20 protein-coding genes are annotated in these 24,307 nt (G+C 45.1%); 15 read left to right on the top strand and 5 right to left on the bottom strand.

From position 1 onward, the window contains the following. Positions 1-8: 8 nt before the first annotated feature. From VX941_11985 to VX941_11975, 3 genes are all read left to right on the top strand, one after another. Positions 9-1,205 carry a CoA transferase gene (locus tag VX941_11985; GenBank protein ID MEE2934125.1) on the top strand — a complete coding sequence of 399 codons (1,197 nt, stop codon included), beginning with the start codon at positions 9-11 and terminating at the stop codon, positions 1,203-1,205. Positions 1,206-1,252: 47 nt separating this feature from the next. Then, positions 1,253-2,047 (top strand): enoyl-CoA hydratase, encoded by a 795-nt coding sequence (locus VX941_11980; protein ID MEE2934124.1) that lies wholly within the window; start codon positions 1,253-1,255, stop codon positions 2,045-2,047. Between the two features lie 140 nt (positions 2,048-2,187). Next, the gene (locus VX941_11975) at positions 2,188-5,691 is read left to right on the top strand and encodes an AsmA family protein (protein ID MEE2934123.1); all 3,504 of its coding nucleotides are present in this window, start codon (positions 2,188-2,190) and stop codon (positions 5,689-5,691) included. A gap of 3 nt (positions 5,692-5,694) precedes the next feature. Here the strand turns inward: VX941_11975 and VX941_11970 are convergent, their stop codons facing one another. From VX941_11970 to VX941_11960, 3 genes are all read right to left on the bottom strand, one after another. After that, a complete protein-coding gene (locus VX941_11970; GenBank protein MEE2934122.1) occupies positions 5,695-5,940 on the bottom strand; it encodes a ribbon-helix-helix domain-containing protein in 246 nt (81 codons plus the stop codon). 44 nt (positions 5,941-5,984) lie between these two features. Next, positions 5,985-6,617, bottom strand: a complete 633-nt coding sequence (locus tag VX941_11965; protein ID MEE2934121.1) for an alpha/beta fold hydrolase — start codon at positions 6,615-6,617, stop codon at positions 5,985-5,987. Between the two features lie 239 nt (positions 6,618-6,856). Beyond that, the gene (locus VX941_11960; protein ID MEE2934120.1) at positions 6,857-7,360 is read right to left on the bottom strand and encodes a ClpXP protease specificity-enhancing factor SspB; all 504 of its coding nucleotides are present in this window, start codon (positions 7,358-7,360) and stop codon (positions 6,857-6,859) included. A gap of 522 nt (positions 7,361-7,882) precedes the next feature. Between VX941_11960 and VX941_11955 the strand changes: the two genes are divergently transcribed. Continuing rightward, on the top strand, positions 7,883-8,677 hold the full coding sequence (locus VX941_11955) for a thymidylate synthase (protein MEE2934119.1): 795 nt from the start codon (positions 7,883-7,885) through the stop codon (positions 8,675-8,677). 6 nt (positions 8,678-8,683) lie between these two features. After that, positions 8,684-9,175 (top strand): dihydrofolate reductase, encoded by a 492-nt coding sequence (locus VX941_11950; GenBank protein MEE2934118.1) that lies wholly within the window; start codon positions 8,684-8,686, stop codon positions 9,173-9,175. A gap of 194 nt (positions 9,176-9,369) precedes the next feature. Here the strand turns inward: VX941_11950 and apbC are convergent, their stop codons facing one another. Further along, positions 9,370-10,500, bottom strand: a complete 1,131-nt coding sequence (gene apbC / locus VX941_11945; protein ID MEE2934117.1) for an iron-sulfur cluster carrier protein ApbC — start codon at positions 10,498-10,500, stop codon at positions 9,370-9,372. A gap of 160 nt (positions 10,501-10,660) precedes the next feature. Between apbC and hflK the strand changes: the two genes are divergently transcribed. The 8 genes from hflK (at position 10,661) to VX941_11905 (ending at position 20,524) form a co-directional block, all read left to right on the top strand. Further along, positions 10,661-11,842 (top strand): FtsH protease activity modulator HflK, encoded by a 1,182-nt coding sequence (gene hflK, locus VX941_11940; protein MEE2934116.1) that lies wholly within the window; start codon positions 10,661-10,663, stop codon positions 11,840-11,842. 12 nt (positions 11,843-11,854) lie between these two features. Beyond that, positions 11,855-12,736, top strand: a complete 882-nt coding sequence (locus VX941_11935; protein MEE2934115.1) for a protease modulator HflC — start codon at positions 11,855-11,857, stop codon at positions 12,734-12,736. 13 nt (positions 12,737-12,749) lie between these two features. Further along, the gene (locus VX941_11930) at positions 12,750-13,109 is read left to right on the top strand and encodes a DUF2065 family protein (protein ID MEE2934114.1); all 360 of its coding nucleotides are present in this window, start codon (positions 12,750-12,752) and stop codon (positions 13,107-13,109) included. A 168-nt stretch (positions 13,110-13,277) separates the two neighbouring features. After that, positions 13,278-14,765 (top strand): DegQ family serine endoprotease, encoded by a 1,488-nt coding sequence (locus tag VX941_11925; GenBank protein ID MEE2934113.1) that lies wholly within the window; start codon positions 13,278-13,280, stop codon positions 14,763-14,765. A 237-nt stretch (positions 14,766-15,002) separates the two neighbouring features. Beyond that, the gene (locus VX941_11920; GenBank protein MEE2934112.1) at positions 15,003-16,232 is read left to right on the top strand and encodes an MFS transporter; all 1,230 of its coding nucleotides are present in this window, start codon (positions 15,003-15,005) and stop codon (positions 16,230-16,232) included. 118 nt (positions 16,233-16,350) lie between these two features. After that, on the top strand, positions 16,351-17,568 hold the full coding sequence (locus tag VX941_11915; protein MEE2934111.1) for an MFS transporter: 1,218 nt from the start codon (positions 16,351-16,353) through the stop codon (positions 17,566-17,568). 249 nt (positions 17,569-17,817) lie between these two features. Beyond that, positions 17,818-19,035, top strand: a complete 1,218-nt coding sequence (locus VX941_11910) for an MFS transporter (protein MEE2934110.1) — start codon at positions 17,818-17,820, stop codon at positions 19,033-19,035. A 265-nt stretch (positions 19,036-19,300) separates the two neighbouring features. Beyond that, the gene (locus tag VX941_11905) at positions 19,301-20,524 is read left to right on the top strand and encodes an MFS transporter (GenBank protein MEE2934109.1); all 1,224 of its coding nucleotides are present in this window, start codon (positions 19,301-19,303) and stop codon (positions 20,522-20,524) included. On the opposite strand, the gene serB is transcribed toward VX941_11905, so the two are convergent. Beyond that, positions 20,505-21,485 carry a phosphoserine phosphatase SerB gene (gene serB / locus VX941_11900; GenBank protein ID MEE2934108.1) on the bottom strand — a complete coding sequence of 327 codons (981 nt, stop codon included), beginning with the start codon at positions 21,483-21,485 and terminating at the stop codon, positions 20,505-20,507. The two genes, VX941_11905 and serB, sit on opposite strands and share 20 nt — an antisense overlap. On the opposite strand from serB, the gene miaA reads away from it, so the two are divergent. Together miaA and VX941_11890 are read left to right on the top strand one after the other, a co-directional pair. Next, positions 21,442-22,389, top strand: coding sequence for a tRNA (adenosine(37)-N6)-dimethylallyltransferase MiaA (gene miaA, locus VX941_11895; GenBank protein MEE2934107.1), 948 nt, complete (start codon positions 21,442-21,444; stop codon positions 22,387-22,389). The two genes, serB and miaA, sit on opposite strands and share 44 nt — an antisense overlap. A gap of 159 nt (positions 22,390-22,548) precedes the next feature. Further along, the gene (locus VX941_11890) at positions 22,549-24,303 is read left to right on the top strand and encodes an acetolactate synthase 3 large subunit (protein ID MEE2934106.1); all 1,755 of its coding nucleotides are present in this window, start codon (positions 22,549-22,551) and stop codon (positions 24,301-24,303) included. Positions 24,304-24,307 lie beyond the last annotated feature (4 nt).

Raw genomic sequence — 24,307 nt, 5'->3', positions numbered from 1 at the left:
AGAATGTAATGTCTGAATACAGTTTACCGTTCGCTGGTGTAAAGGTTCTGGACCTGACTGCTCATCGCGCTGGCCCCACTGCCGTACGTTTATTATCTGATTGGGGTGCTGACACTATAAAAATCGAACAACCCGAATCAATCAGCAAAGACAAGGGCAGCATTTTGGGTGCTCGAAACGGATTTGACCTACAAAACCTGCACCGTAACAAGCGGAGTATGACCATTGATCTCAAGAACCCCGATGGACTCGACTTGTTTTATGATTTGGTGAAGGTCTCTGACGTTGTTGTTGAAAACTTTCGGTCACAAACCAAACATCGCCTCAAAGTTGATTATGAAAGCTGTGCAAAAATAAACCCACAAATTGTGTATGGCTCATTGTCTGGGTTTGGGCAAGATGGCCCTTACGACAATCGTCCTGGTGTGGATCAGATTTTACAAGGCATGGGTGGATTAATGTCAGTCACCGGTATTCCTGGACAGGGACCCGTGAGGGTAGGCATTCCTATTTGCGATCTGACATCGGGAATGTTCCTCGGGTTTGGATTAGCTTCTGCTTTGTTTGAGCGTGAACGTTCGGGTAAGGGTCAATGGGTACAGACGTCGCTTTTGCAGGCAATTATCGCGATGATGGATTTTCAGGCAGCGCGTGTCTTAAAAGATGGTGATATTCCGAGACAAATGGGGAACGACCATCCCACGTCAGTACCCACAGGTGTGTTTGAGACCAAAGATGGGCACATTAACATTGCAGCATCTGGCGGTGTCCTATACGAGCGCTTTTGCAAGGCTATCAAGCGCGAGGATCTGATAGAGGACCCGCGGTTTAATGGTTTTCAGGAGAGATCCGATAATCGGGATGCACTGAGAGTAGAAATAGAGGGAGAAACACGGAAACAGACATCGGAGCACTGGGTAGATATGATGCAAGACATTGGCGTTCCCTGTGGCCCCATATACAACATGGGTGACGTATTCGAAGATCCACAGGTCAAGCATCTAGGAATGGCATGGTCGATGGAGGGTGGGTCAGCTGGCGATTTTCCGGTTGTTCGTACTCCAATTGTCATGAGTAGGACTAACGTCGAGAATCACGTTCGAAAGCCGACGCCCGACTTAGGCCAACATACTGACGAGGTTTTAAAAGAATTGGGGTTTGGCGATGACAAAATCAAAGATTTTCATGAACGCAATATTGTATGATTTGTCTTATCAAGGCTTCTCTCAAACAAAATTAATCGGAGACTGATATGGGTTTAAAAACCGATAAAATGATCGGAGAAAAAAGAAACGGTGTAGGTCACCTTATCTTCAATAATCCTGAAAAGAGAAATGCAACGTCACTCGAGATGTGGCAAGCAGCGAAAGTTGCTCTGGATGATTTCTCAAAAGATCCTGACGTTAAATGCCTAGTGGTTTCCGGGGCAGGCGATAAGAGTTTCGTCGCTGGAGCGGATATATCAGAGTTCGAAAAGGCAAGGTCAGATGCAAATGCTGCTGCTGAATACGCACGCATATCCTCGGAGGGGAAAAAGGCTTTGAAAAACTTTCCCAAGCCATCCATTTCAATGATTCAGGGGTACTGTCTTGGCGGAGGTATGGAGGTTGCTTTGTCGACAGACTTTCGTATTTGTTCCGAGGACTCACAGCTTGGTATTCCAGCAGCTCGATTGAGTATTGCTTACTCATTCGATGCAATTCATCGGCTCTGTAGCCTTGTTGGCCCATCTATTGCGAAAGATATTTTAATTACCGCGCGTCGCATAAAGGCGCCCGAGGCACTTCGTATTGGGCTTGTGAATCAGGTTACAACATTGGCTGGTCTGGAGGAAAAGGTAGCCGAATACACCCAAGCCATACTTGAAAATGCACCCCTCTCTATGCAAGCTAGCAAACTTACAGTTGATGAAATTCTTAAAAATCCGGCAGACCGAAACCTTGTTGCCATTGAAGAGATTGGTAAAACTTGTTTTAACAGCAAGGACTACAGAGAGGGTCGCACAGCCTTTATGGAGAAAAGGAAACCAGTTTTTACGGGGGAATAACATCAAGTCCCTCGCTATGTTTCTGCAAGGGTTAAATGCTCCCCACAATTGCGCAGTAATTCTAGTTGTAGCATTTTAATTCATGTTTAGGTGTGAAGTTTAATGTATTATTTGTGGGTCAGTTTTTGCACTTAGGAATAATGGTAAAGAAATTAACTATCACCTTCATGGCAGCACTGCTAATTATCGCGGCTGCTTTGACAATTGTTCCCCAATTTATCAATTGGAGTTCATACAAGCCCACTATTATTTCAGCGGTGCAAAATGCCACAGGGCGTAGGTTGACCGTCGACGGAGACATTGTGGTAACTATGTTTCCTGAACTCGCATTGAAAATAACCCGAGTGAGGTTTGCTAACGTTGCTGGGGCAGTCAAAAAAGACATGCTCGTGGCAGAAGATATGCGTATGGGCATTGCTTTTGGTGATTTGCTAAAGGGACACCTCCGATTGGTTATAACTCTCAACAAGCCTGTTGTCGCACTTGAAGTGACCAAAGACGGCAACGCTAGTTGGGATTTTGTGCCAAGGAGACAGGTAATAAAAAATAGTTCTCCGGTACAGAATGCTTTCCCGGAAAAAGATATAAAAACCAATCGTTCTCTCAAAGAGGAGTCGCGTCCGTTTGATTTGCAACTCGATAGCTTTCTTATAAAAGAAGGGGCTCTCACTTTTCTAGATGGGCAAACCGGCAAAATGGAAAGTGTGACCAACCTTAATTCGGAGGTTTCTTTCGCTTCTCTCAAAGGCCCCTTTTTTGTTAAGGGCGAGGCCGAGTTGCACAAATATCCGCTTATATTTGATATTGTAATGCGCAAGGAAGAATTTGAAAATGCCATGGCAGTTGCTGCAAAATTACATTTGAGCAGTCTTGGGAGCAAAGTCGCATTAGATGGGGTGATCGACTATTCGACTGGCTCTCCTGAATTGAAGGGTACGCTATCTGCAAGTGCAGAAAACTTCGCGACTACATATGCTTCTCTAACGGGTATCACACCGAAGTCTCTTGCAAAGAAATTTGATGTTTCCGGGGAATTAAGGGGTGGTCTTGCCCAGATCAAATTGTCGGCAGCTAATTTGAAACTAGGGTCAATGCAGGGAGAAGCGGAAACCTCGTTATCATGGAGTGACGGATTATCTGGTTCTCTTCGATTTACTGCGGAGAGCCTCGATTTCGATGAACTCTTGGCTGAAATGAATTATCCTGTGACTAAAAAACCAGGGTCAATATCATCTCAATCTCAGGAAAAGGGCGTTGAAAAAAATAGTAACAGTGAGTCTAAATCTGGCCCTTCCGGTTCTAAGGCTGTAATTCCTTCAAATATTGATTTCACTATTACGGCTTTTGCGGATTCTATAAAATATCGGTCTGAACTTTTACGCCAGGCATCCGCTAAAATTCGTTTTGCAAACGGGAAACTTCAAATTCAGCAAATAGGTATTCTTTTGCCTGGTGATAGTTCTGCTGGAATGGCGGGGACAGTCCAGCTTGTGAAGGGCAAGCCATTTGCAAACATAAGAATCCAAGTAAAATCAAAACGACTGCGCAACTTGCTGAGCTGGGCCGGGATAGAGCTACACCATATTCCTCCGTCACGATTACGTAGTTTTTCGCTTGAGATGATATTGTTTGGAAGCGCTCCAAGATTGAGGGTGCACGCTATAAAGTCAAGGCTTGATAACACGGATATTCGTGGAGGACTTTCGCTAGTGATCGGTCCAAAAATAGCATTTGGAGCACGACTTGCTATTGATCGCTTAAATTTAGATTCCTACCTGAAAGATGATGTCAGGCCCGTAAAAGGTCAGGCTCCAAGCAACCAAAATAGCAATGTGTACGTGGCACAAACCAAGACACTTTCAAACCAGAAAAAGGGGACTACTCAACTTGAATTTGCTAAAATATTGAGCGAATTTAACGCAAATATTGCGTTAACTGTCAAAGACTTATTATTTAAGAAAAATAAATTTACCAATGTTAACGCCGAATTATCTGTAATAGATGGCTTGGTAACAGCAAAGAGAATAAGTGTCCTCGATTTCGCTGGCGCATCTGGTGCAATAAGCGGTCGATTATTTGGTCCAAGAGGCACTAAAGAATCCGCAATAGGGTTTAACGTTACAGTCAATGATAGCAAGCGGTTATTTAAGTATTTTGGCGGATGGCCTCCAGCCGCTGTGCGGCGAGCTGGTAAATTTTCGGCGAAAGGCACATTCAATGGTGATTTTAGGGTTCTCAAACTTAACACCATCATGAAGCTTGGCGGTGCGGAGGCAAAACTGCGCGGGGAGTTTAGAAATCTTTTAAGTGACTTAGGTTTTGATGTTCGGGTAGGCCTGAGTACTTTAGAGACCGGAAAGTTAGCAAAAATTTTTGAACCTGGCTATCGCGTGGTTTCAGGTAGATTGGGCCCATCAGTTCTTACTTTTCGCGCGGGTGGAGATAAAAATCAGCTCTTAATATCTGACATCAAGGGAAACATAAGTAAAACGTCAATAGCAGGTACTGCAGCGTTGAAATTGGGCCATACTACGCCGAGATTGAAGGTAAATTTGAGTTTTGGAGACCTTGATTTTGACAGGTTTCAGAACCGAAACAGGAAAGGGGCGAATACCGCTACCAAGAGTCCCAACCGGATACAAACACCTAAAAGGTCTTATTCGCGGCGCAAGTTTACAGTCGGTAAGAATTCGATTGGCGTACATCCGCGGTGGTCACGGAAACAAGCTAGTTTTGAGCTTCTCAAGAATATTGAGGCGGACTTTAAAGTCCGAATTGAAAGGTTCCGCTTGTCTCAAAAACAATTGAACAGATTGGAGGCGCGAGGCAATCTCAGCGAGGGTATTCTAAACCTTAAGGTATTGAAAGCAAGAATGGGCGGTGGGTCTTTTGTTGGTGGTGCAAAATTCGACGTCAAGACTAAGATACCAAAGTTCTCACTTTCAATGAGCGCAGAAAATATTCCGGTAAATAAACTTATCCCAGAACTGGAAAAGGTACGCATTAATGCGGGCCCGTTTCGTCTTGGCGGGAAAATCAGCGGTAAAGCAAACATAAGAAATTTGAACCTACTTGCTCAAGGTTCGAGTACAGCAGAAATTATTTCGTCTCTCAACGGTGCGGGCCGCATTGATGGTGTACTTAACATTACGTTGTCTAAGGGAAGTCAGAATGTCAATAATGCGGCTGGCATCGCTGCAGTTCTGTTTGGTAACAAAGTGAAGGGACTGGGAACAATAGGCCGGGTGTCTAAAACAACGAACCGGCTGATTGGATACTTTGGGAATGCTCCTAACAAGTTCTTGGGTGATCTCACCATCTTAAATGGCACGGTTAGTACTCAGAACCTGCAATTATTAGGTCGTGGTGCAGTTTTGCTTACAGCCGGGAATGCAGCCCTCTCGCCTTGGCAGATTCAGAGCAATTCCCAAGTTATCGAGACTGGCCGCAAGGGAGAAACTTTTATAAGTGCTGCGGTTAAAGGCGATTTAGATCGACCGAAGGTAAAAATCGGTGGAAGATGGCTGAAAGCTGGGAAATCTTCCCGAACACCGGCCCAGCCCAGGAAACCCGGTCAGCCCTCTGCTTCGCAAGGAACACCTCCGAAGCCCCAAGATATTTTCAAAGGCATTTTCAAACCATAAGATTCATCGATTAGTGGTAACGGTTTTGTTTGTGATATGTTCAAGGACATAAACCCGAGCTGCACTCGATAGGTTACCTTTGCGGTCAAGATCAATTTCGGTAAGCAATTGATTCACAGTTACACCACGATCGGTGGCGAGAGTTTTGATTTGATCCCAAAAAATATTCTCTAAAGTTATGCTTGTTCTATGGCCGCTAAGATTGACAGAGTGTTTTTTGATATCTTTAGGGTCAGGCTTGTTTTTCATACGGTCTATTGCTTCAGAACTAAAGGTGACAACATATGTAAGGCTTACGTCTTCTTACCTTCAAATAAATTTTGAGAAAACGTTTTAACAGCTTTCAGGCTTGTTGAAAGATTGTCAGCCTCAGTTAGACCTGAACTCTTGCGAGGTTTAAAGCTGTGGTCGCCATCCTTAAGCCATTTAAAAAATATGTTTTCTGGAAGTTGATAAGTGCCAACATCATCTATATTTCCAAATGGATCTCGGGTGCCTTGGCAAATAAGAGTAGGCGTTTGAAGTAAGCGAAGGTGCGCTACGCGGGGTCTATCAAACTTGCCTGGCGCGTGAAAGGGGTAACCAAGGCAGACTAAACCATCCACCCCCTGTGAGTCCGCAATAATACTTGCGATTCGGCCGCCCAACGATTTTCCGCCAATAATGAGCTCCTTGGTCCTGAATTTGGAAATTATTTCCTGCCACGAGGTCATTAATTTAATTTGACGATCCGGTGGAGTTCTTTTGCCAGTCAAACGAGACCGTGCCATGTACGGGAAGTCAAACCGGACGACTCGGAATTGATCGGTTGCAAGTTCGCGGGCAAAAAAATTCATGAAGTAATGGTCCTTGCCTGCTCCCGCTCCGTGAGCAAGGATGAGAGTTCGGTCTGCTTTTAAGGCGCCATCAATGAATACGTTTAACATTATCCAAATCTCTCATAGTAGGTAAGAAAAAATTAGACATCTCCTGAGTAATAAGAAAAAACATGCCGAAGGACTCAAATTCATACCGAATTTTGCAATACACGTTTTCTCTCAGACATGTTAAGCCTCACTAACACTTATTATCCTAAAAGGGTTTTTTGAGAGATCACTGCTCCCTAGTTTATATAAGTGACCCACAAAGTTTTTCTCGTCGCTCATCGGTAATTTTTATGCACCCTTCAATCCTTCCGAAATACATCGAGTGCCACGACATTATTATCATCCCCTATCGACGGATCAGTGCTGGCAGCACGTGGCTCCTTTCGGTTGAGCTTATTTGATGGAACTGCATATGATGCAGTGTTGCTGGGTGTTTGGACATCTTGGACAACGAGTTGAAATTGTAGTTCGAAATTTACGGATGGATCTGCAAAAGCCGTCACGGCAGCGAATGGGATATGAAGTCTTTCTTGATTATCGTTAAAACTTAGAGAAACGGCGAATTTATTTTCTTCCACGTCCAAATTCCAGAACTGGTGTTGCAGCACTATGGTCATTTCGGTGGGATATTTTTCTTGCAGAAATTCTGGTATGTCGACTCCCGGATACTGAGTTGAGAACGTTACATAAATATGGTGTGAACCCGGAAGGCCGGTCTCTTGAATTTGACGTAGCGCTTCCCTAACAACGCCTTTTAACGCGGTGTCTATTAATTGGTCATATCGTAATGCAATTGAATCCATATCGTTTCTATGTTCCCAGCTATTCACTTTGTACGGTGCGATCTTCCATGAGAATAAAATCCACCGAATATTAAAAGTGGGGGGCTTCTGTTGCCCGGTGCCCCCCGAACCGCGCTTGCTTAACCGAAGTTAAGCAGCGAGGCGGGCTTCGCCCGCAAAGTTGTCGTTGGCATTTAACGACTATAGCCCGATAACGGTGGTACAATGCCGGGAACAAAGTTTGCCTTTACTACATGCGTCGATCCTATTTCGCCCCCACAGAACCACCTGACTCATATCCAATCGGTGTAATGGTGGAGGCGCCGGGTACCGCCCCCGGGTCCGCAACGCTTATTCCGCAAACCGTTTAGCGCCATAGCCGGTGAACCGGCACCTCAACTATAGTTTGAATCAGAAAAGATATAAATAGTTGAACAAAAATTTAACTTTTTTCTTAACTTAAAAATATCTTCCCCATCTTTCACCTAATTCACAGTATTTTACGGTTTTTTTCATACAAATTGTCAGGAATAAAATACAATTATGCTGCAGTACTTAGACATGTTACGTTACGTTAAAACCGAAGGGGTCTTTAAAAATGACCGCACCGGTGTTGGTACCCATTCAATATTTGGGTATCAAATGCGCTTCGACTTGGGTAGAGGGTTTCCTATACTAACTACCAAAAAGCTACACTTAAAATCCATAATACACGAGTTGCTCTGGTTTTTAAGCGGTGACACCAACATCAAATATTTGAATGATAATGGGGTTTCGATCTGGGATGAGTGGGCCGACGAATATGGCGAGCTCGGGCCAGTTTATGGGCATCAATGGAGATCGTGGCCGAACCCGAATGGAGGTAGTATTGATCAAATTACGAAGTTGTTGGAGCAAATTAATAACAATCCTAACTCACGACGGTTAATCGTTTGTGCGTGGAACGTGAGTGAAGTTGACAGAATGGCCTTGCCCCCCTGTCATTGCTTGTTCCAGTTCTATATTGCTAATGGAAAACTCTCTTGTCAGTTGTATCAACGGAGCGCTGACATATTTCTGGGCGTGCCATTCAATATTGCCTCATACTCTTTATTAACTGGAATGATAGCGCAAGTATGCGGCTTAGAACTCGGCGATTTCGTCCATACGTTTGGAGATGCACACATCTACTCCAACCACCTTGAGCAGGCCGATGAACAGCTAAGACGAAAGCCTTACGACTTGCCGAAGATGTTTTTGAATCCAGATGTGAAGGATTTGTTTGCTTTTAAGTTTGATGATTTCTCGCTTGAAGGTTACAAATTCCATCCGCACATTGCTGCAAAAGTAGCGATTTAAGGGCCGATGACACTCTCGCTTATAGTTGCGATGGCTAAGAACGGCGTTATCGGTCGTGGTGACGCGTTACCATGGCATATTCCGGAAGATCTGAAACATTTCAAGTCAATTACAATGGGTAAGCCAATAATCATGGGTCGTCGGACATGGGATTCGCTGGGAAGAATATTGCCAGGTCGTCCACATATTGTGCTAAGCCGAGATCCAAATTTTGCCGTTGATGGGGTGTCCAGCGCGCATACTTTGGAGGATGCGCTAACTATAGCTGAAAGTTTAACAGAGCATGAAATTATGATTATAGGTGGAGCAGAAATATATCGCGCAGCACTCTGCTACGTGAATTGTATCTACCTCACGGAAATCCATAGATCTATATCTGGCGACACATTTTTCCCTCGATTTAATCGTGATGCTTGGATTGAAACGGAGCGCCAAGGCCCTTTTCAAGATGAGCAAAGCGGCTTAACGTACAGCTTCGTGACGTTGCTGCAGGAATGAAATTTGTTCAAACCAGCATATGCGGCTTCGTGGAAGGAACTTTCACATCATTCTGTGATAAAAATCAATAAAACCGATATCGAAATTGCCTAAGCCACCTTACACTGTTTTCCCAAACTGCGGGAACACATCCGATATGAACGTCAAACGATATAGAACGGAAGATAGCTGGTCTGCCTATCCAAAATTGCAACTCATTTTTCGATAATTATGTTAGGGGCAGGCCGTGAGTCTGCCGAATCGTCTTCCAAAATTGCCCAAACCTTGCTTGCAATTGAGAGAAAAACCTCCGAATTTAAACTTGCTGGGTCACTTACGACTACGGGCGCCCCACCATCTGAGGTCTCGCGTATTTGCATGTGGAGCGGAATTTCACCCAGAAATTGGACGTCAAGTTTTTCTGCTTCCGCTCTCGCGCCTCCATGACCAAAAATATCAGCTTGGTGGTCGCAGTTAGGGCAGAGAAAATAGCTCATGTTCTCGACTATTCCGAGTACAGGGATCTCAACCTTACGGAACATATTGAGACCCTTTCTGGCATCAATAAGCGCTATATCTTGGGGCGTAGAGACAATAACGGCTCCTGCTAGCGGCACTTGTTGCGCCAGTGTTAATTGCGCATCCCCAGTTCCCGGCGGCATATCAACTACCATAATGTCACAATCGCCCCATTCAACATCTCGCATGAATTGTTGCAGAGCGCTCATCACCATGGGGCCGCGCCAAATCATGGGGGTTTCCTCTTCAACCAGGAAACCCATTGACATTAATTTTAAACCATATTTTTCAATGGGCTTGAGTTTTTCCCCGTCGCCGCCTGACGGTTTTTCGCCCGCCAGACCCATCATTCGAGGTTGCGATGGACCATATATATCGGCGTCTAACAAAGCTGTTTTCAAGCCGATTGTGTTAAATGCTAATGCGAGATTTGTGGCTACTGTTGATTTTCCGACGCCGCCCTTTCCGCTTGCTACCGCTATAATATTTTTAACCCCTGCAACCGATTGCTTGTTTGATGGGATGGTTTTTTGAGGTTGCGCCTGTGGGCCTGCATCTGTCTTATTCTGTGAGGCAGCACGGTGAGCAGTTAAAACTGCGGTAACGGAAGCTACACCATTGATTTTATTCACAGCCGTAGTTGCTGCGCGCCGAACTGGTTCCATTTCGGCGCCTTTATCTGGTTGAACTTCGATTGAAAAACCAACGTTGCCATCTTTGATCACTAATCCGCTGACCATATTCAACGTTATTAAGTCTTTGCCGCTAGCCGGTTCTTTTACAGTCTTTAAAGCTTCTACAATTTGCGCTTTTGTTACTGAAGACATTGTTGAAATTCCTTTCGACCGCTCTAATATGATGTTGGCGGGGTAAGCGCAACAATTTCGTTATTTGCGCATTTGTGCTCGCAGTGTCATATATGGTTAGATTGCGCAGAGTTAAAGGTCTGTATTGGCTCGAACAAATTAATTACGACGGGGAAAAAGTATGCCTTGGCAAAATCAGAGTGGCGGTGGAGGCCCATGGGGGGGCTCCGGCGGTGGAGGACAGGGACCATGGGGCGGTGGCAGCGGTGGCAGTGGGACCCCTCCAGACTTAGATGAGGTGTTGCGCAAAAGCCAAGACCGCTTGAAACAAATTTTTCCGGGAGGCGGCTCTGGAAAGCTTCTAGCTTTAATCATTGCCGGTTTAATAGCCGTTTGGCTTGCTACCGGTTTCTATCGTGTCCAAGCAGATGAGCAAGGCGTAGAAGTGCTATTTGGCAAGGTCGATCGGACAAAACAACCTACCCCACCTGGTTTGCATTACTTTTATCCGGCTCCTTTTGGGGAAGTCCTTACTCCGAAGGTGACGCGCGTGAACAGGGTCGACGTTGGCTACATAAGCCGAACTGACCGTCGAGGTGGTCGAGGCTCTCCTCAAGATGTCCCAGCTGAAAGCTTGATGCTAACTCAAGATGAGAATATCGTTGACATGGATTTCGCTGTTCTGTGGCGCATTAAAAATGGTACAGATTATTTATTTAACATACGAGACCCAGAGGGCACAGTCAAAGTCGTAGCTGAGAGCGCTATGCGCGAAGTCGTAGGGCAAACATCGTTTGATGATGCAGTGACGGTCGGGCGTGAGCTAATTCAAAGTCGGACCAAAGCGCTGATGCAAAAATACCTCGATGATTACAAATCGGGCATCGACATCGTGAATGTACAACTCGAGCAGTCCGATCCTCCAAAAGAAGTCATCGATGCTTTTAACGACGTACAACGTGCGCGCCAAGATCGCAGCCGAATGAGAAATGAGGCTGAGGCTTACGCGAACTCGATAGTGCCTGAGGCGCGAGGTCAGGCGGAACAAAAAATAAAAGAAGCAGAGGCCTACAGAGAGCAGCAAATTCAGGAAGCAACTGGTGAGGCAAAGCGGTTCGAAGATGTGTATGCGTCTTATAAAGCGGCACCCGAGGTCACAAAACGGCGTATGTATTTAGAAGTGATTGGTCAGGTCTACGGAGATGCTCAAAAGGTCATTATAGACCAAAAAACCGGGCAGGGGTCGGGTGTGGTTCCCTATCTACCTCTGCCAGAAGTTCAGCGCCGAATTCGTGAAAGCTCGGAGGAACGGAATGAGCAGCTTAACGAATCAGATGCGCAAACCACACCGAGTCAGCGGTAAAGGGGTAGTAGTATGAAGAGCAAAAAACCAGTCATCTTTGGCGTATTCGCACTCGTTACATTGGTAGTGATTTCCCAAACCTTTTTTACTGTCCATGAAACGCAGCAGGCGATAGTTCTCCAATTTGGAGATCCCCGTGCAGTGAAAGATAAACCTGGTCTGCATTGGAAAGTTCCGTTTGTGCAGAACGTTACGTTTTATGAGAAACGGACCCTCGATCTGGACCCACCTCCTTTTGAGGTTCTTTTGACCGACAAAAAGCGTATAAATGTAGATGCTTTCGCACGGTACAGAATTGTAAATGCGTTGGAATTTTTCAAAACCGTTCAAAACGAAATAGGTGCCCGCGATAGGTTGGCAGCACTTGTTAATCCGGCACTGCGTGCAGTAATCGCTCGGGTTTCACTTAAAGAAGTTCTGTCCGCGAAACGTACTGACCTGATGGAGCAAATTCAAAAAGATATCGAAGCCGATGCATTGCGGTTTGGTATCAAGATTGTTGATATACGAATAGGTCGTACGGACCTGCCCGAACAAACTAGCCAAGCGGTGTTTAACCGCATGCGTACAGAAAGAGAGCGCCAGGCCCGTGAGGCCCGTGCTGAGGGTAAGGAGATCGCTCAAAAAATACGCGCTCAGGCTGATAAGGAACGTACCGTTATATTAGCTAATGCTGAGCGAGATGCTCAAATCCAGCGTGGCCAAGGAGAAGCCGGTCGTAACAATATATTGGGGGAAGCTTATGGTAGAGACCCCCAATTTTTTGCATTTTACAAGTCGCTGGAACAGTATCAGAAGGCTTTAATCGGAAATGATACAACTATGGTTTTAAGTCCGGATAGCGAGTTTTTTAGATTTTTTAACAACTTCAATCTTGGGAAGAAAAGGAAGTAGTAAGAAGGGCTGCATGTTCCAGCTCATATTTTTAGCGGTGGCTTTATTTCTAGCGATTGAGGGCGCTATTGCTGCTTTTTGGCCAGGTTGGACGCGTCGCAAAATGGCGGATCTACAGGATGTGCCGATAAAAACGTTGGGTTTTGTCGGGCTCTTTTTTGTTGCTTTCGGCGGAGTGCTCGCTGGCATAACTGATGGCATACTGCAAATAGCTTGCCTCACCATTGTGTTGGAGGGCACACTCTACGGTTTGTTCCCAGTAGTTATGAAAAGGGCTATGCATCACGGCTCTAAGGCCAGCATGGCAGTTGTAAAAATATGGGGAGAGACGGCATTAGGTATCGGGGCAGCTGGCCTCGCAATTTTTATATGACTTTAAGGCACTTCACGCGCCATATTTCAGCCACTGTTTTGGGGTCACTAATATGTTGTGCGTTTTAGATAAGTTTGCATCCGTCGGCGGTGCACATGTTAAGAGGCGAGGAAGTGTGGTTGTAGTGTGTAAATCTCTTCGCACGCTGTTTTGAATATGGAGGAGCCAATGAGCCGAATAGGTTCGATTAGATTAACTTTTCTTAAAGCAGCTTTCATACCTGCTTTTTTAAAGTTGATGATTTTTGCTGCGGTAATGTTTCATTATCCATCGGCGCTGGCACGCAGCGCGCCTGACAGTTTCGCTGATTTGGTAGAAAAAATGTTACCTGCGGTGGTAAATATCTCGACAAGCCAAAAGGTAACTCGGAAAAGTCCTCAGGGCTTTCCAGATTTTGATCTTCCTCCGGGATCTCCATTCAAGGAGTTCTTTGATCAGTTTAAACAACAGCGTAAAGGTTCTCCTGAGCCTAGTGAAAAGGCTACCTCCCTTGGCTCTGGTTTCGTTATAGATAGTAGCGGCCTGATTGTGACTAACAATCACGTTATCGATGGGGCTGATCAGATCACAGTAGTTATGAAGGATAAGAGGCGTCTGGAAGCGAAGGTGGTTGGAAAGGATGAGAAAACAGACTTAGCCTTGCTAAAGGTTGAATCGGCAAAACCTCTACCTGCGTTGGAATGGGGCGACTCAGATAAAGCTCGTGTTGGTGATTGGGTGCTTGCTATAGGTAATCCGCTTGGCTTGGGGGGGTCGGTTTCTGCCGGCATAATTTCAGCTCGCGGACGTGATATTAGGTCCGGTCCGTATGATGACTTTATCCAGACTGACGCTCCTATAAATCGGGGAAATTCAGGGGGACCCTTGTTTGATATGAAGGGCCGTGTGATAGGCATTAACACGGCAATACTGTCTCCAAACGGGGGTAGTATAGGCATAGGATTTTCAATACCGTCACAATTGGCTAAGGGCGTCATCAGTCAACTAAAAAGATTTGGCGTTACAAAACGTGGGTGGCTTGGCGTGCAGATCCAGACTGTTTCACAGGATATTGCTGACAGCTTGGGCTTGAGCGAAGTTTACGGTGCGCTTGTAGCTGGCGTGGTGAAAGGGAGCCCCGCCGATCGTGCCGGATTTAAGAGCGGGGATGTGATATTGAAGTTTGATGGAAAGCGAGTGGATGAATCACGCCGTTTGCCACGTATGGTCGCTGAAACTAATGTCGGAAAGAGTGTCCGAGTTGTCATTTGGCGTAACAAACGAAACCGTCAATTATATGTGCAACTCGGTGAACTCGAGAAGGTAGACCAGACAGTCGCTCGTACTGGGAAACCCCGTACAAATGGTAAAGTGAGCAAATTTGATGCCCTTGGGCTAAGTGTGGCACCAGTAAGTGATGATCTCGTCAAACGCTTCAAATTACCCGACTCAGCAGAGGGCGCCGTTGTCACTGCGGTAAAACCAGGCAGTTTGGCAGCTGACAAAGGATTGAGGCCGGGATCAATCATCGTCGAAGTGAATCAAGTTAAGATAAAAAATCCAAAGGACTTTTCTGCAGCTTTGGAAAAAGCTAAAGGTTCAAATCAAAAGTCAATTCTACTTTTGATTAAAGAAGGAGAAGAAGTACGATTTGTTGGCTTGAAGTTAGAGAAATAGAGAATTTTTAATTGTGCAAAAAAGACACGCCAACTAGGGTAGGTTTGAACGGGCATTTTAGCTTCGTGCATATAACATCTATAAAGTGTTTGACCCAAAATGCCATTCAATTTGTTTAAACGTCCTTGTTTGCGATGGCCTAGTTGCACTCGTACCTTTTTTAAAGCAGGGTTTTTCGCTTATTGAAAAAGAGTTTATAACTGAGGTGGTCATTAGTCGTTCGTAAGGAATGGATTTATGGTACAGGTTGATAGTGTGCCACCACTCACTTTTCGTGAACAGGGTGTTGTGGCATTGATCAGCACAGGGCATGGAGTGACCCACTACTTGCATTCCATCGTGCTAGTTGTTAGTCCACTTATAAAAGAAAAATTTAATCTCTCTTACACTGAGCTAGGCTTATTCTTTACTATATACACAACTGGAAGTTTTTTTTCGGCAATTACTGGTGGGCCCTTTGCTGACCTTACAGGCCGGAGACAATTACTACAGGTGCTCTCGATAGCAATTTTATCGTTAGCTGTCATATTTCTTGGCTTTGCCAATGAGTATGCAGTTCTTCTGGTCCTTGGCGTATTCATAGCGTTTTCTAACCAGTTATGGCACCCTGCCGCTATTCCCTATCTCGCCACGCGTTTTCATTCTCATCGCGGTTATGTCATGTCCATTCACGGTATGGGTTCAAATATCGGTGACATCTTGGTGCCGCTCCTAGTTCCTGCAATGCTCACCGGCAATTATATGATCATTCAGCTCGAACCGATGTCCTGGCGGAATGTGATGCTCATTAATACGGTACCTGGTTTATTGATCCTTCCCCCGTTAATGGTAAGGGCGATTCGGGAACGGACCGGAGATACGAGTGAAAATAGTATAAATTTTAGCCATTATATAGCGGGTATCATTGAACAAGGGAAAAATAAGACGGTACTGGGGATAGGTTTAATAGCTGGCTTGAGGACGACGGCACAATCTGGTTCAAGAAATTTCCTTCCGGTATACTTGGTGGATCAATTTAATTGGAGTCTCACTCAAGCTGGGATCGCACTTCTTTTGCTTAATTTGGGAGGGTCGGTTGCTGCAGTGCCAGCAGGTATTGCTTCAGATCGCTGTGGTCGTCGAAAGGTTATGCTGGCTGCAATTGCCGCAGCCACAATATTCATATTAATGTTGCCTCTCTTACAGGACGAATTTTTAATAGTTATTGGAATTTGTCTAGTTGGGTTTTCAATCTATGCTACGCGTCCAGTGCTAATAAGTTGGATGATGGACACCGTGGAGAGTCAGTTTCGGGGTACTGCCACCAGTCTAATGTTTGCTACCCAGTCTGCTTTCTCTATCCCGAGCATGGCGATAACCGGCATCATAGCAGACATATATGGTATTGCTGCAATATTTTATTGGTTTGCAATCATGCTTTTGCTTGCCAATGCAGTAGTATTCTTTTTGCCGAAGGATAACCCCTAGGTACTCCCAGTAACTGTTTTCTGCATTTTTTGCATTATTCTCAATTGAGGCCTAATGTCCTTTTCTAAGTTACTGAATTCTGCAGTAGCAATATATTTTGTAGATTGTCTTTAAGCCTATGCAAAAAATTCTTGCTGCGTTCAAACTCCGGGATCCCGGGCCTGCATTCGGAATGCTAGCCGGACATGCAGCAACCCACTGGATGATCGGCGTGTTTTATATTCTTTTGCCTTTTATAAGGGAAGAATACCAATTCACTTATTTGCAAATTGGCTGGCTGCTAACCTCATTTGAGGCTGGAGTGTTAATTTTTAGCCTCGTAAGTGGCCCCGTGGTAGATATGTCTGGTCGACGTGTGGTCTTCCAGGTATGTGCTTTGGCTGTTGGGGGTTTAGCGATGGTGGCATTTTCCGTAGCCTCTAATATTTTAACATTCTGTATTCTAGCCGCATTATTGGGTGGCATGACACAATTTTGGCATGCTCCGGCTACCGCTTTCCTTTCGTTTTATTATACCTCTAACTGGGGCTATGTTGTTGGTCTTCATGGCATGGGTGCGAATATAGGAGAGGCGATTGGTCCGTTGATAGCTGGGATGGTGATTGCATCAACGACTTGGCAAATGGGAGCGCTTGTTCCAGCAGCCGCATCAATTTCTGCTGCTATAATCTTATTTATTTTCCTTATGCCGAAGGACACAGGTAAGAGAGCAAAGCATGCAAGGGGAATGTCACTCAAACAATACCTTCGTGGCTTTGTGAGTCTGCTGAAGAACTTCGATGTCATAATTCTTTGCTGTATGATGGGAATGCGCTCGACAGCACAACTGTTGATAAGAACTTTTGTGCCACTGTATATGCGGGACGTAATGGGAGCAGGCGCATCTCTAATCGGCACTGTTTATGCGGTGATGCACGTCGGGGGTATGATAGCTAATCCAATCGGTGGTTTGGCGTCAGACAATTACGGTCGTAAACCAATTTTGATCGTGGCGTTGTTAGCAGCAACAGCCATTATTCTGGTTATGACCTTAGTTGGTAACGAGATTTTATTTGTGATTGGAATAGGTTTTCTAGGGTTCACGCTTTATGCGACAAGGCCTGTGACACAGAGTTGGATTCTAGACATGGTCCCACAGAAATTACATGGTACTAGCGTGGCGGTCCGCTCTGTTATTCAATCCTTCTTTGGCCTTGCGGCCCCGCCGATAGGTGGCTGGGTAGCAGATAGTTACGGACTTTTGATGGTGTTTTATGGGATAGCCATATTATTGCTCATGGCTAATTTTCTTACCATTTTTGTTCCGGAGTGTAGGAAACCATCGGGTGCCGAATAAACCAACATCACTTATTGCTCTCAAACAGTAATTTCTGCTAGAGAAGGTTCGAGGATCCATCAAGATTCGTGCGTCTAAAAGTTATAATAGTGTTGTTTTTCACTATAAAAGAATTATTCACGACTGGACCATTCGTCTTCCGAACTGGACTTGGCGGGTGGTTGCTGGCAATCGTATTTAGTGCCCCACAAATGGGAAATTATACAAGGCTTTGAACAGGTAAGTGGATGGTAACGTGAGGGCAAAAGTGTGAGCCAAAAACGGGTTTCATTAAGTGGTAAACCTTTTGCGCCAGTAATATTACTATCGTTTGGGCATGGCGCTACACATTATGCCTTTGGCACATTTGTTATACTTGTGCCATTCATGAAACAGGCATTGGGACTTACGTATACGGAAGCCGGTTTAATTGTCTCTACATTTCATATCACGGGATTTTTGGTAAACTTCGCCACAGGACTGGCTGTTGATATGAGTGGGCGCCGAGTTTTGTTCATTATTTTATCTGCTCTTATCTGCTGCATAAGTATGTTGGCGCTGGGGTTTTCTCCATCTTTTCTTTTGATATGCATTTTCGCTGGGATGCTGGCCGTCGGCGTACAAGGTTGGCACCCGCCTGCTTTTGCTTTCTTGGCAGAGGAGTATGAGAATGCGAAGGGCATGGTCTTTTCTATTCATGTTGTCGCTGCAAATATTTCAGAAGCGATCGCTTTTCAGGTTGGCGGATTGATAGTGACATTAATTGGCTCATGGCAAGTTGCCGCTATGACGGGAGGAGTTCCGGGGTTCCTAGCAGCGGCATTGTTGGCGACTATTCTTTTGCATAAAGAAAAACGGACTAATGGAAAGCAGAGTAAGGTAATGGGATTGAGGGCCTACCTTGCCGGCTATATTGATTTATTAGCAAATATTCCGGCAATGATGGTTTGCGTTGTTAGTTCATTGCGAACGATGGCCCAAAACGGATTGCTAGTCTTCATTCCACTTTATTTGATCGATGTGCTGGGCGTAAGTGCTGCCCTGATGGGAACGGGAATGTTGGCAATGCAAATTGCTGGTGGCTTGGCCACACCAATTGGTGGATATACCTCAGATCGTTTTGGACCGCGGCCAGTATTGTTTGTATGTATCACCATTTCGTCTTTAGCAATAATTTTAGCCACAAATATCACTAACCCGACCACTTACATTTTTGTTATTTCATTGGTTGGTTTTGTACTCTTTGCAATGCGGCCTGTGCTCCAACGTTGGATAGTAGATCTTGTTCCGGGCGAATTTCGAGGCTCAGCTACAAGTGTTATGTTCAGCATGCAGGCGGCTGGCAATGCCTTAGTACCGATAGTAGGGGGGTGGATTGCTGATAACAGAGGTATGTTAGATGTATTCTATTTTTTTGCTGCCATAATGCTAGGGGCGAATATTTTGACTTTCCTCTTGCCAAAAAATAATCCTGCGAATGAGAGTTAACCAACAAAAGGCCTCGTTTCATGGCAGCTGAACCTGATTATTTTGAAAAAACCAGAAAATGGAACTCTTGCTCTACTCGCGCCGGGCACGAGATCACACATTCTTTGCGGTCACTAATATTTTAGTGCCCAACAATCAGCAATCCTTAGGGCTAAAATAATCTTGAAGTTACTAGTTTTAGGACCCCTTATTATGCAGCAGGCTTCTTTGCACATATTCTTATATTTTTCCGCCAAAATCCCGCAAATGTCAGGCAGTTAGGCTAATGTTCAAATTTGGCCTTGTTGAGGCCCTCAAAATCAAAGGACAGACTTCTATAGTTTTGGTCGGGCTTGGCCATGGTGCGGTCCACTGGGTCTACATGGTCTTCACCGTTTTGACACCATGGATTAAAATAACTTTCTCTCTCAATTATGCTGAGATCGGTATCCTTCATGCGATTTTCCACATTGCTTCTTTTGCTGCCAACGCGGTAAGCGGAGCAATGGTTGATATCTTTGGGAAGCGTGTACTATTTCAAGTGATCTCTGTTATTTCGGGCGGCATAGCTATTTTCGTATGCGGATTATCGGGTGATTTTTTAACCTTAGCTTTAATGATGGCGGTGATCGGCGCGTCCAACAATTTATGGCATCCGGCTGCTCTTGCTTTTTTGTCTCAGAAATATTCAGGAAATAAGGGCTACGCACTTTCCGTTCATTCTGTTGGAGCAAGCCTCGGTGATATTCTAGCTCCATTGATCGCCGTTTCTGTGCTGGTGGGTTTCTTCCAGTTGAGCTGGCAGGTGACCGCTTTTGCTAGCGCAGTGCCAGTTTTTATCATCGGCGTGGCATTGCTCATTTTGGTGTCACCAAAAGATACCAATAAAAATATTGGTGGGAAAGAACGTGGTATGGATAGACGTCAGTATGTGGCTGGCCTTGTCTCGCTCATTAAAAATAGAGCTATACTGGGACTTTCAGTAATGGCTGCCTTTCGAACTTCAGCGTTGTTCGTTATATTTTTTTCCCTTCCCTTATACTTGGTCGATAATCTAGGTTTGTCCGAAAAGGCGCAAGGTCTTGCAATGGCAACCATGCAGGTTGGTGGCTTTGTAACCGGACCACTCGCAGGAACATGGTCTGATAGAATTGGTCGGCGTCCTATCGTCATGGCCGGCCTGTCTGCGATTACGATTGTAATCGTTTGCCTTACCATTATCAGCGATGCAGCTATATTCGTTGTTGGAATAACTATTTTAGGATTTGCTCTCTATGCAATTAGACCTGTTACTCAAGCTTGGATGATGGACCTTGCGCCACAGGGGCATGGTGCCTCGGCAGCCAGTGTAATGTTTGCGATGCAAAGTGCGTGGACACCAGTATTGGTTGTGACTAGTGGCTTTATTGCAGATAAATATGGTCTTATATGTGTTTTTTATCTTGTCGCTGCGTCAATGCTTATGGCAAACATCGTGGCATATTCTCTGCCTAGCGACAAAAATCCTTGATGGCAAAATCCTCGACCTTATAGCCTTGCAAGTATAGAAGTGCCGTGAGGCTATTATGATTGACCCGTGTTTCAGATTTTTCAGCAACGCTTGGTTTTGCATGAAATGCTACTCCCAAGCCAGCTGTCGCCAACATAGCAAGATCATTTGCCCCATCACCTACGGCCATTGTGGCGGTTAACGGGATATTCTGTTGCTTACAGAGAGCGCGGAGACGACTTTCTTTAGCGCTACGGCCAAGGATTGGCTTGATTACCTGCCCTGTAAGCCTCTCATCAATAATTTCAAGCTCGTTGGCCTGATCAAAATCAAAGCCAAGTCGGAGACGGATGTTAGAGGTATAAAAAGTAAAACCTCCCGACACTAAAGCACAATAGGCCCCTTTTGACTTCATTGTCGTAATCAGCTGTTCTGCGCCTTCCATGAGGCGTATCCGTTTTTCCGTATTGTGTAAGGCAGAGGTATGCAAACCAGCAAGTAACTTTACTCTTTCCTCAATAGCTTTTTCAAAGTCTATTTCCCCATTCATAGCACGCGCAGTTATATCTGCTATCTGGTCGTAGATGCCTGCATCTTCAGCTAATTCATCAAGCATTTCATTTTCTATTATGGTCGATTCCATATCTGCAATAAGAAGTTTTTTTCGGCGTCCCTCTGTCTGTTGTGCTATGGCATCTAATTTCTTGTTGCTAAGTGAAACCTGATAGGCAATATCACGTGCGTCATTACAGCCTATGCCGCAGAATTTTAAATCGGCGGCAGTATTAAAGTGAAGCCATTCCGGAGTGTTGACGGTTGCTCCCATTCTAGCCATTGCTGACATAACCTCGATAACATATGACTCTTCGAGGCCAGTTTTTTCATCAATTAAAGTAAGTACTTTGTCCATAGCGTTAACATCTGTATCGTTAAGTGTCATGACACACAATGCACAATCTTCGCCAAATACTGGACTCATCATTGCCGGCCCCACAGCCAGCGGCAAATCAGCGGCCGCGCTTGCAGTTGCAATAAGATTTAATGGTGTGATCATTAACGCCGACAGTATGCAGGTATACCGTGAGTTTCGTACCTTAACATCACGTCCCTCAGTTGAAAATGAGGCGAAGGTACCCCACAAGCTGTACGGAGCACTCTCAGTTACAGAAAGTTTTAACGTGGGGAAGTGGAGGAAACTAGCGATTGTCGAGATCAAAAAAGCCTTTGATCAGTCGTCTTTACCTATAATTTGTGGGGGTACCGGTCTCTATTTAAAGGCTCTTGTAAATGGGTTGCCTCCAACGCCCTATATCCCCAATAGTGTGCGCGCCGAGATCCAAGAGCGGTTGGTTCGAGAGGGTTCTGAGTCTTTGCATTCTGAATTAGTCGCTCGTGGAGACAAGATAGCTAATCGTTTGGCTCCGGGGGATAGTCAGAGAGTATCACGGGCATTGGAAGTGTTGGTAGCATCGGGCAAATCTTTATTGGCTTGGCAGAGCATGCCGGCTATTGGGGCGAATAACAAATTTAAATTTAAAACGATTCTCCTCGACCCCCCACGCAAAGAGCTTTACGAGGTTTGTGGAAAACGATTTGAGAAAATGATTAAAGAAGGTGCTGTGGATGAAGTAAGAGCGTTTAAAAAGCTTAACTTAGGCTCCAATCAGCCAGCTTCGAGAATTTTGGGTGTGCCAGAAATTAGTGCCTATCTTGCTGGTGAGCACGATCTTGCAGATGCAGTCGCAAGAGCTCAGCAAGCGACGCGGCGCTACGCCAAACGTCAAATGACGTGGTTTCGGAATCAGATTATTCCAGATTTACATATCCGCAGGCAATATTCGGAAAGTATTTGTAATGATATCTTTTCATTTATTATAGCTAATTAGTTGACCCATTTCAGCTGAGAGCCTATTGTTTGGGCTTGTGTCGAAGAGTTTGCTTGCGCATAAACCACGAACACGGTTTCATGAAGTACCGAGCAGGCTAGTCGGATTTGAACCTGTAATAATTAATATCTGGAGAATATTGTGGCGTCTCTAAAACGCATGAATGGTGCTGAAATTGTAATTCAGTCACTCATTGACCAAGGCGTAGAAGTTGTTTTTGGGTATCCCGGAGGGGCTGTGTTGCCTATCTATGATGCGATATTTCAGCAGAGTAGCGTTCGTCACGTGCTTGTTCGTCACGAACAAGGAGCAGTTCATATGGCCGAGGGATATGCACGTTCAACAGGGAAAGTTGGCGTTGTCTTAGTAACCTCGGGGCCAGGCGCTACCAATGCAGTGACTGGTTTAACCGATGCGCTAATGGATTCTATACCAATTGTTTGTCTTACAGGTCAGGTGCCGACCCATCTTATTGGTAATGATGCTTTTCAGGAATGTGACACCACTGGTATCACGCGACCTTGCACCAAGCATAATTATTTAGTCAAAGAGCCTAAAGATCTTGCTAGGACTATTCATGAGGCATTTTTTGTAGCTCGCAAAGGTCGCCCGGGCCCTGTTGTTGTTGATTTGCCAAAAGATATACAATTTGCTGACTGTCCTTATGTGGTTCCTGAGTCTGTCAAGCCAGCGACCTACCGTCCAGCTACGCGTGGAAAAACTCGGGCAATTGATAAAGCTGTTGATTTACTTTCAAATGCCAAGAAACCTATTTTCTATGGGGGTGGAGGTATAATTAACGCTGGCCCTGCAGCATGCAAAAAATTTACGGATTTTGTGCGTGCCACTGGTTATCCGTGCACCCTAACACTCATGGGCCTTGGGGCATTTCCTGCGTCGGACAAGCAGTTTCTCGGCATGCTTGGTATGCATGGTACTTACGAAGCCAATATGGCAATGCATGGTTGCGACGTGATGATTGCTGTTGGATCTCGGTTTGATGATCGGATTACCGGGAGGCTCGATGCGTTTGCACCCGATGCCAAAATTATTCATATCGATATCGATCCATCATCCATAAACAAGAATGTTGCTGTAGATATTCCGATAATTGGAAATGTTGGCCATGTATTGGGACAATTAGCCGTCGCTTGGGATAAAAAGAAAAATCGTAAGCGTAATAGTAAAGAGCTTAAGGCATGGTGGAAACAAATCCAGGATTGGAGATCACGTGATTGTCTTGCCTACAAAAAAGACGGTGAGATTATTAAACCACAATATGCACTGGAACGGCTCCAATCGCTTACGGAAAAGCGAGATACTTTCATTACTACTGAAGTTGGCCAGCATCAGATGTGGGCCGCACAATTCTTAAAATTTGAAAAGCCAAACCATTGGATGACCTCAGGAGGTCTTGGAACAATGGGGTATGGTTTCCCTGCAGCTTTGGGAGTTCAAACAGGACACCCTGGCAAACTTGTTATTGATATAGCCGGTGAGGCATCGTTTATGATGAATATGCAGGAGATATCAACCGCAATGCAACATCATTTGCCGGTCAAAGTGTTTATTTTGAATAATGAATACCTCGGCATGGTTCGTCAATGGCAGGAACTATTGCATGGTGGGCGATATTCAGAGAGCTATGCAGCAGCTCTGCCAGATTTTGTTAAATTAGCCGAGAGTTTTGGTGCGGTTGGTCTTCGTGCAAAAAAAACCTCCGAAATCGATGATGTTATAAATGAAATGGTTGAGGTTGATAATGTGGTAATCGCTGATATTGTGGTAGATCCAACCGAGAATGTCTATCCAATGATACCGTCAGGTTCTCCTCATAATGAGATGCTGCTCGGCCCGGCAGCCAAAGGCAAAGGTTCCGGCAAGGTAACCGAAAAGGGTAAGGTGTTAGTTTAGGTAA

The organism is Pseudomonadota bacterium (assembly GCA_036339585.1).
Classification (GTDB): Bacteria; Pseudomonadota; Alphaproteobacteria; order UBA8366; family UBA8366; genus UBA8366.
Note: the sequence above shows the minus strand (reverse complement) of the source record. Positions and strands in the feature narration are given on the sequence as shown.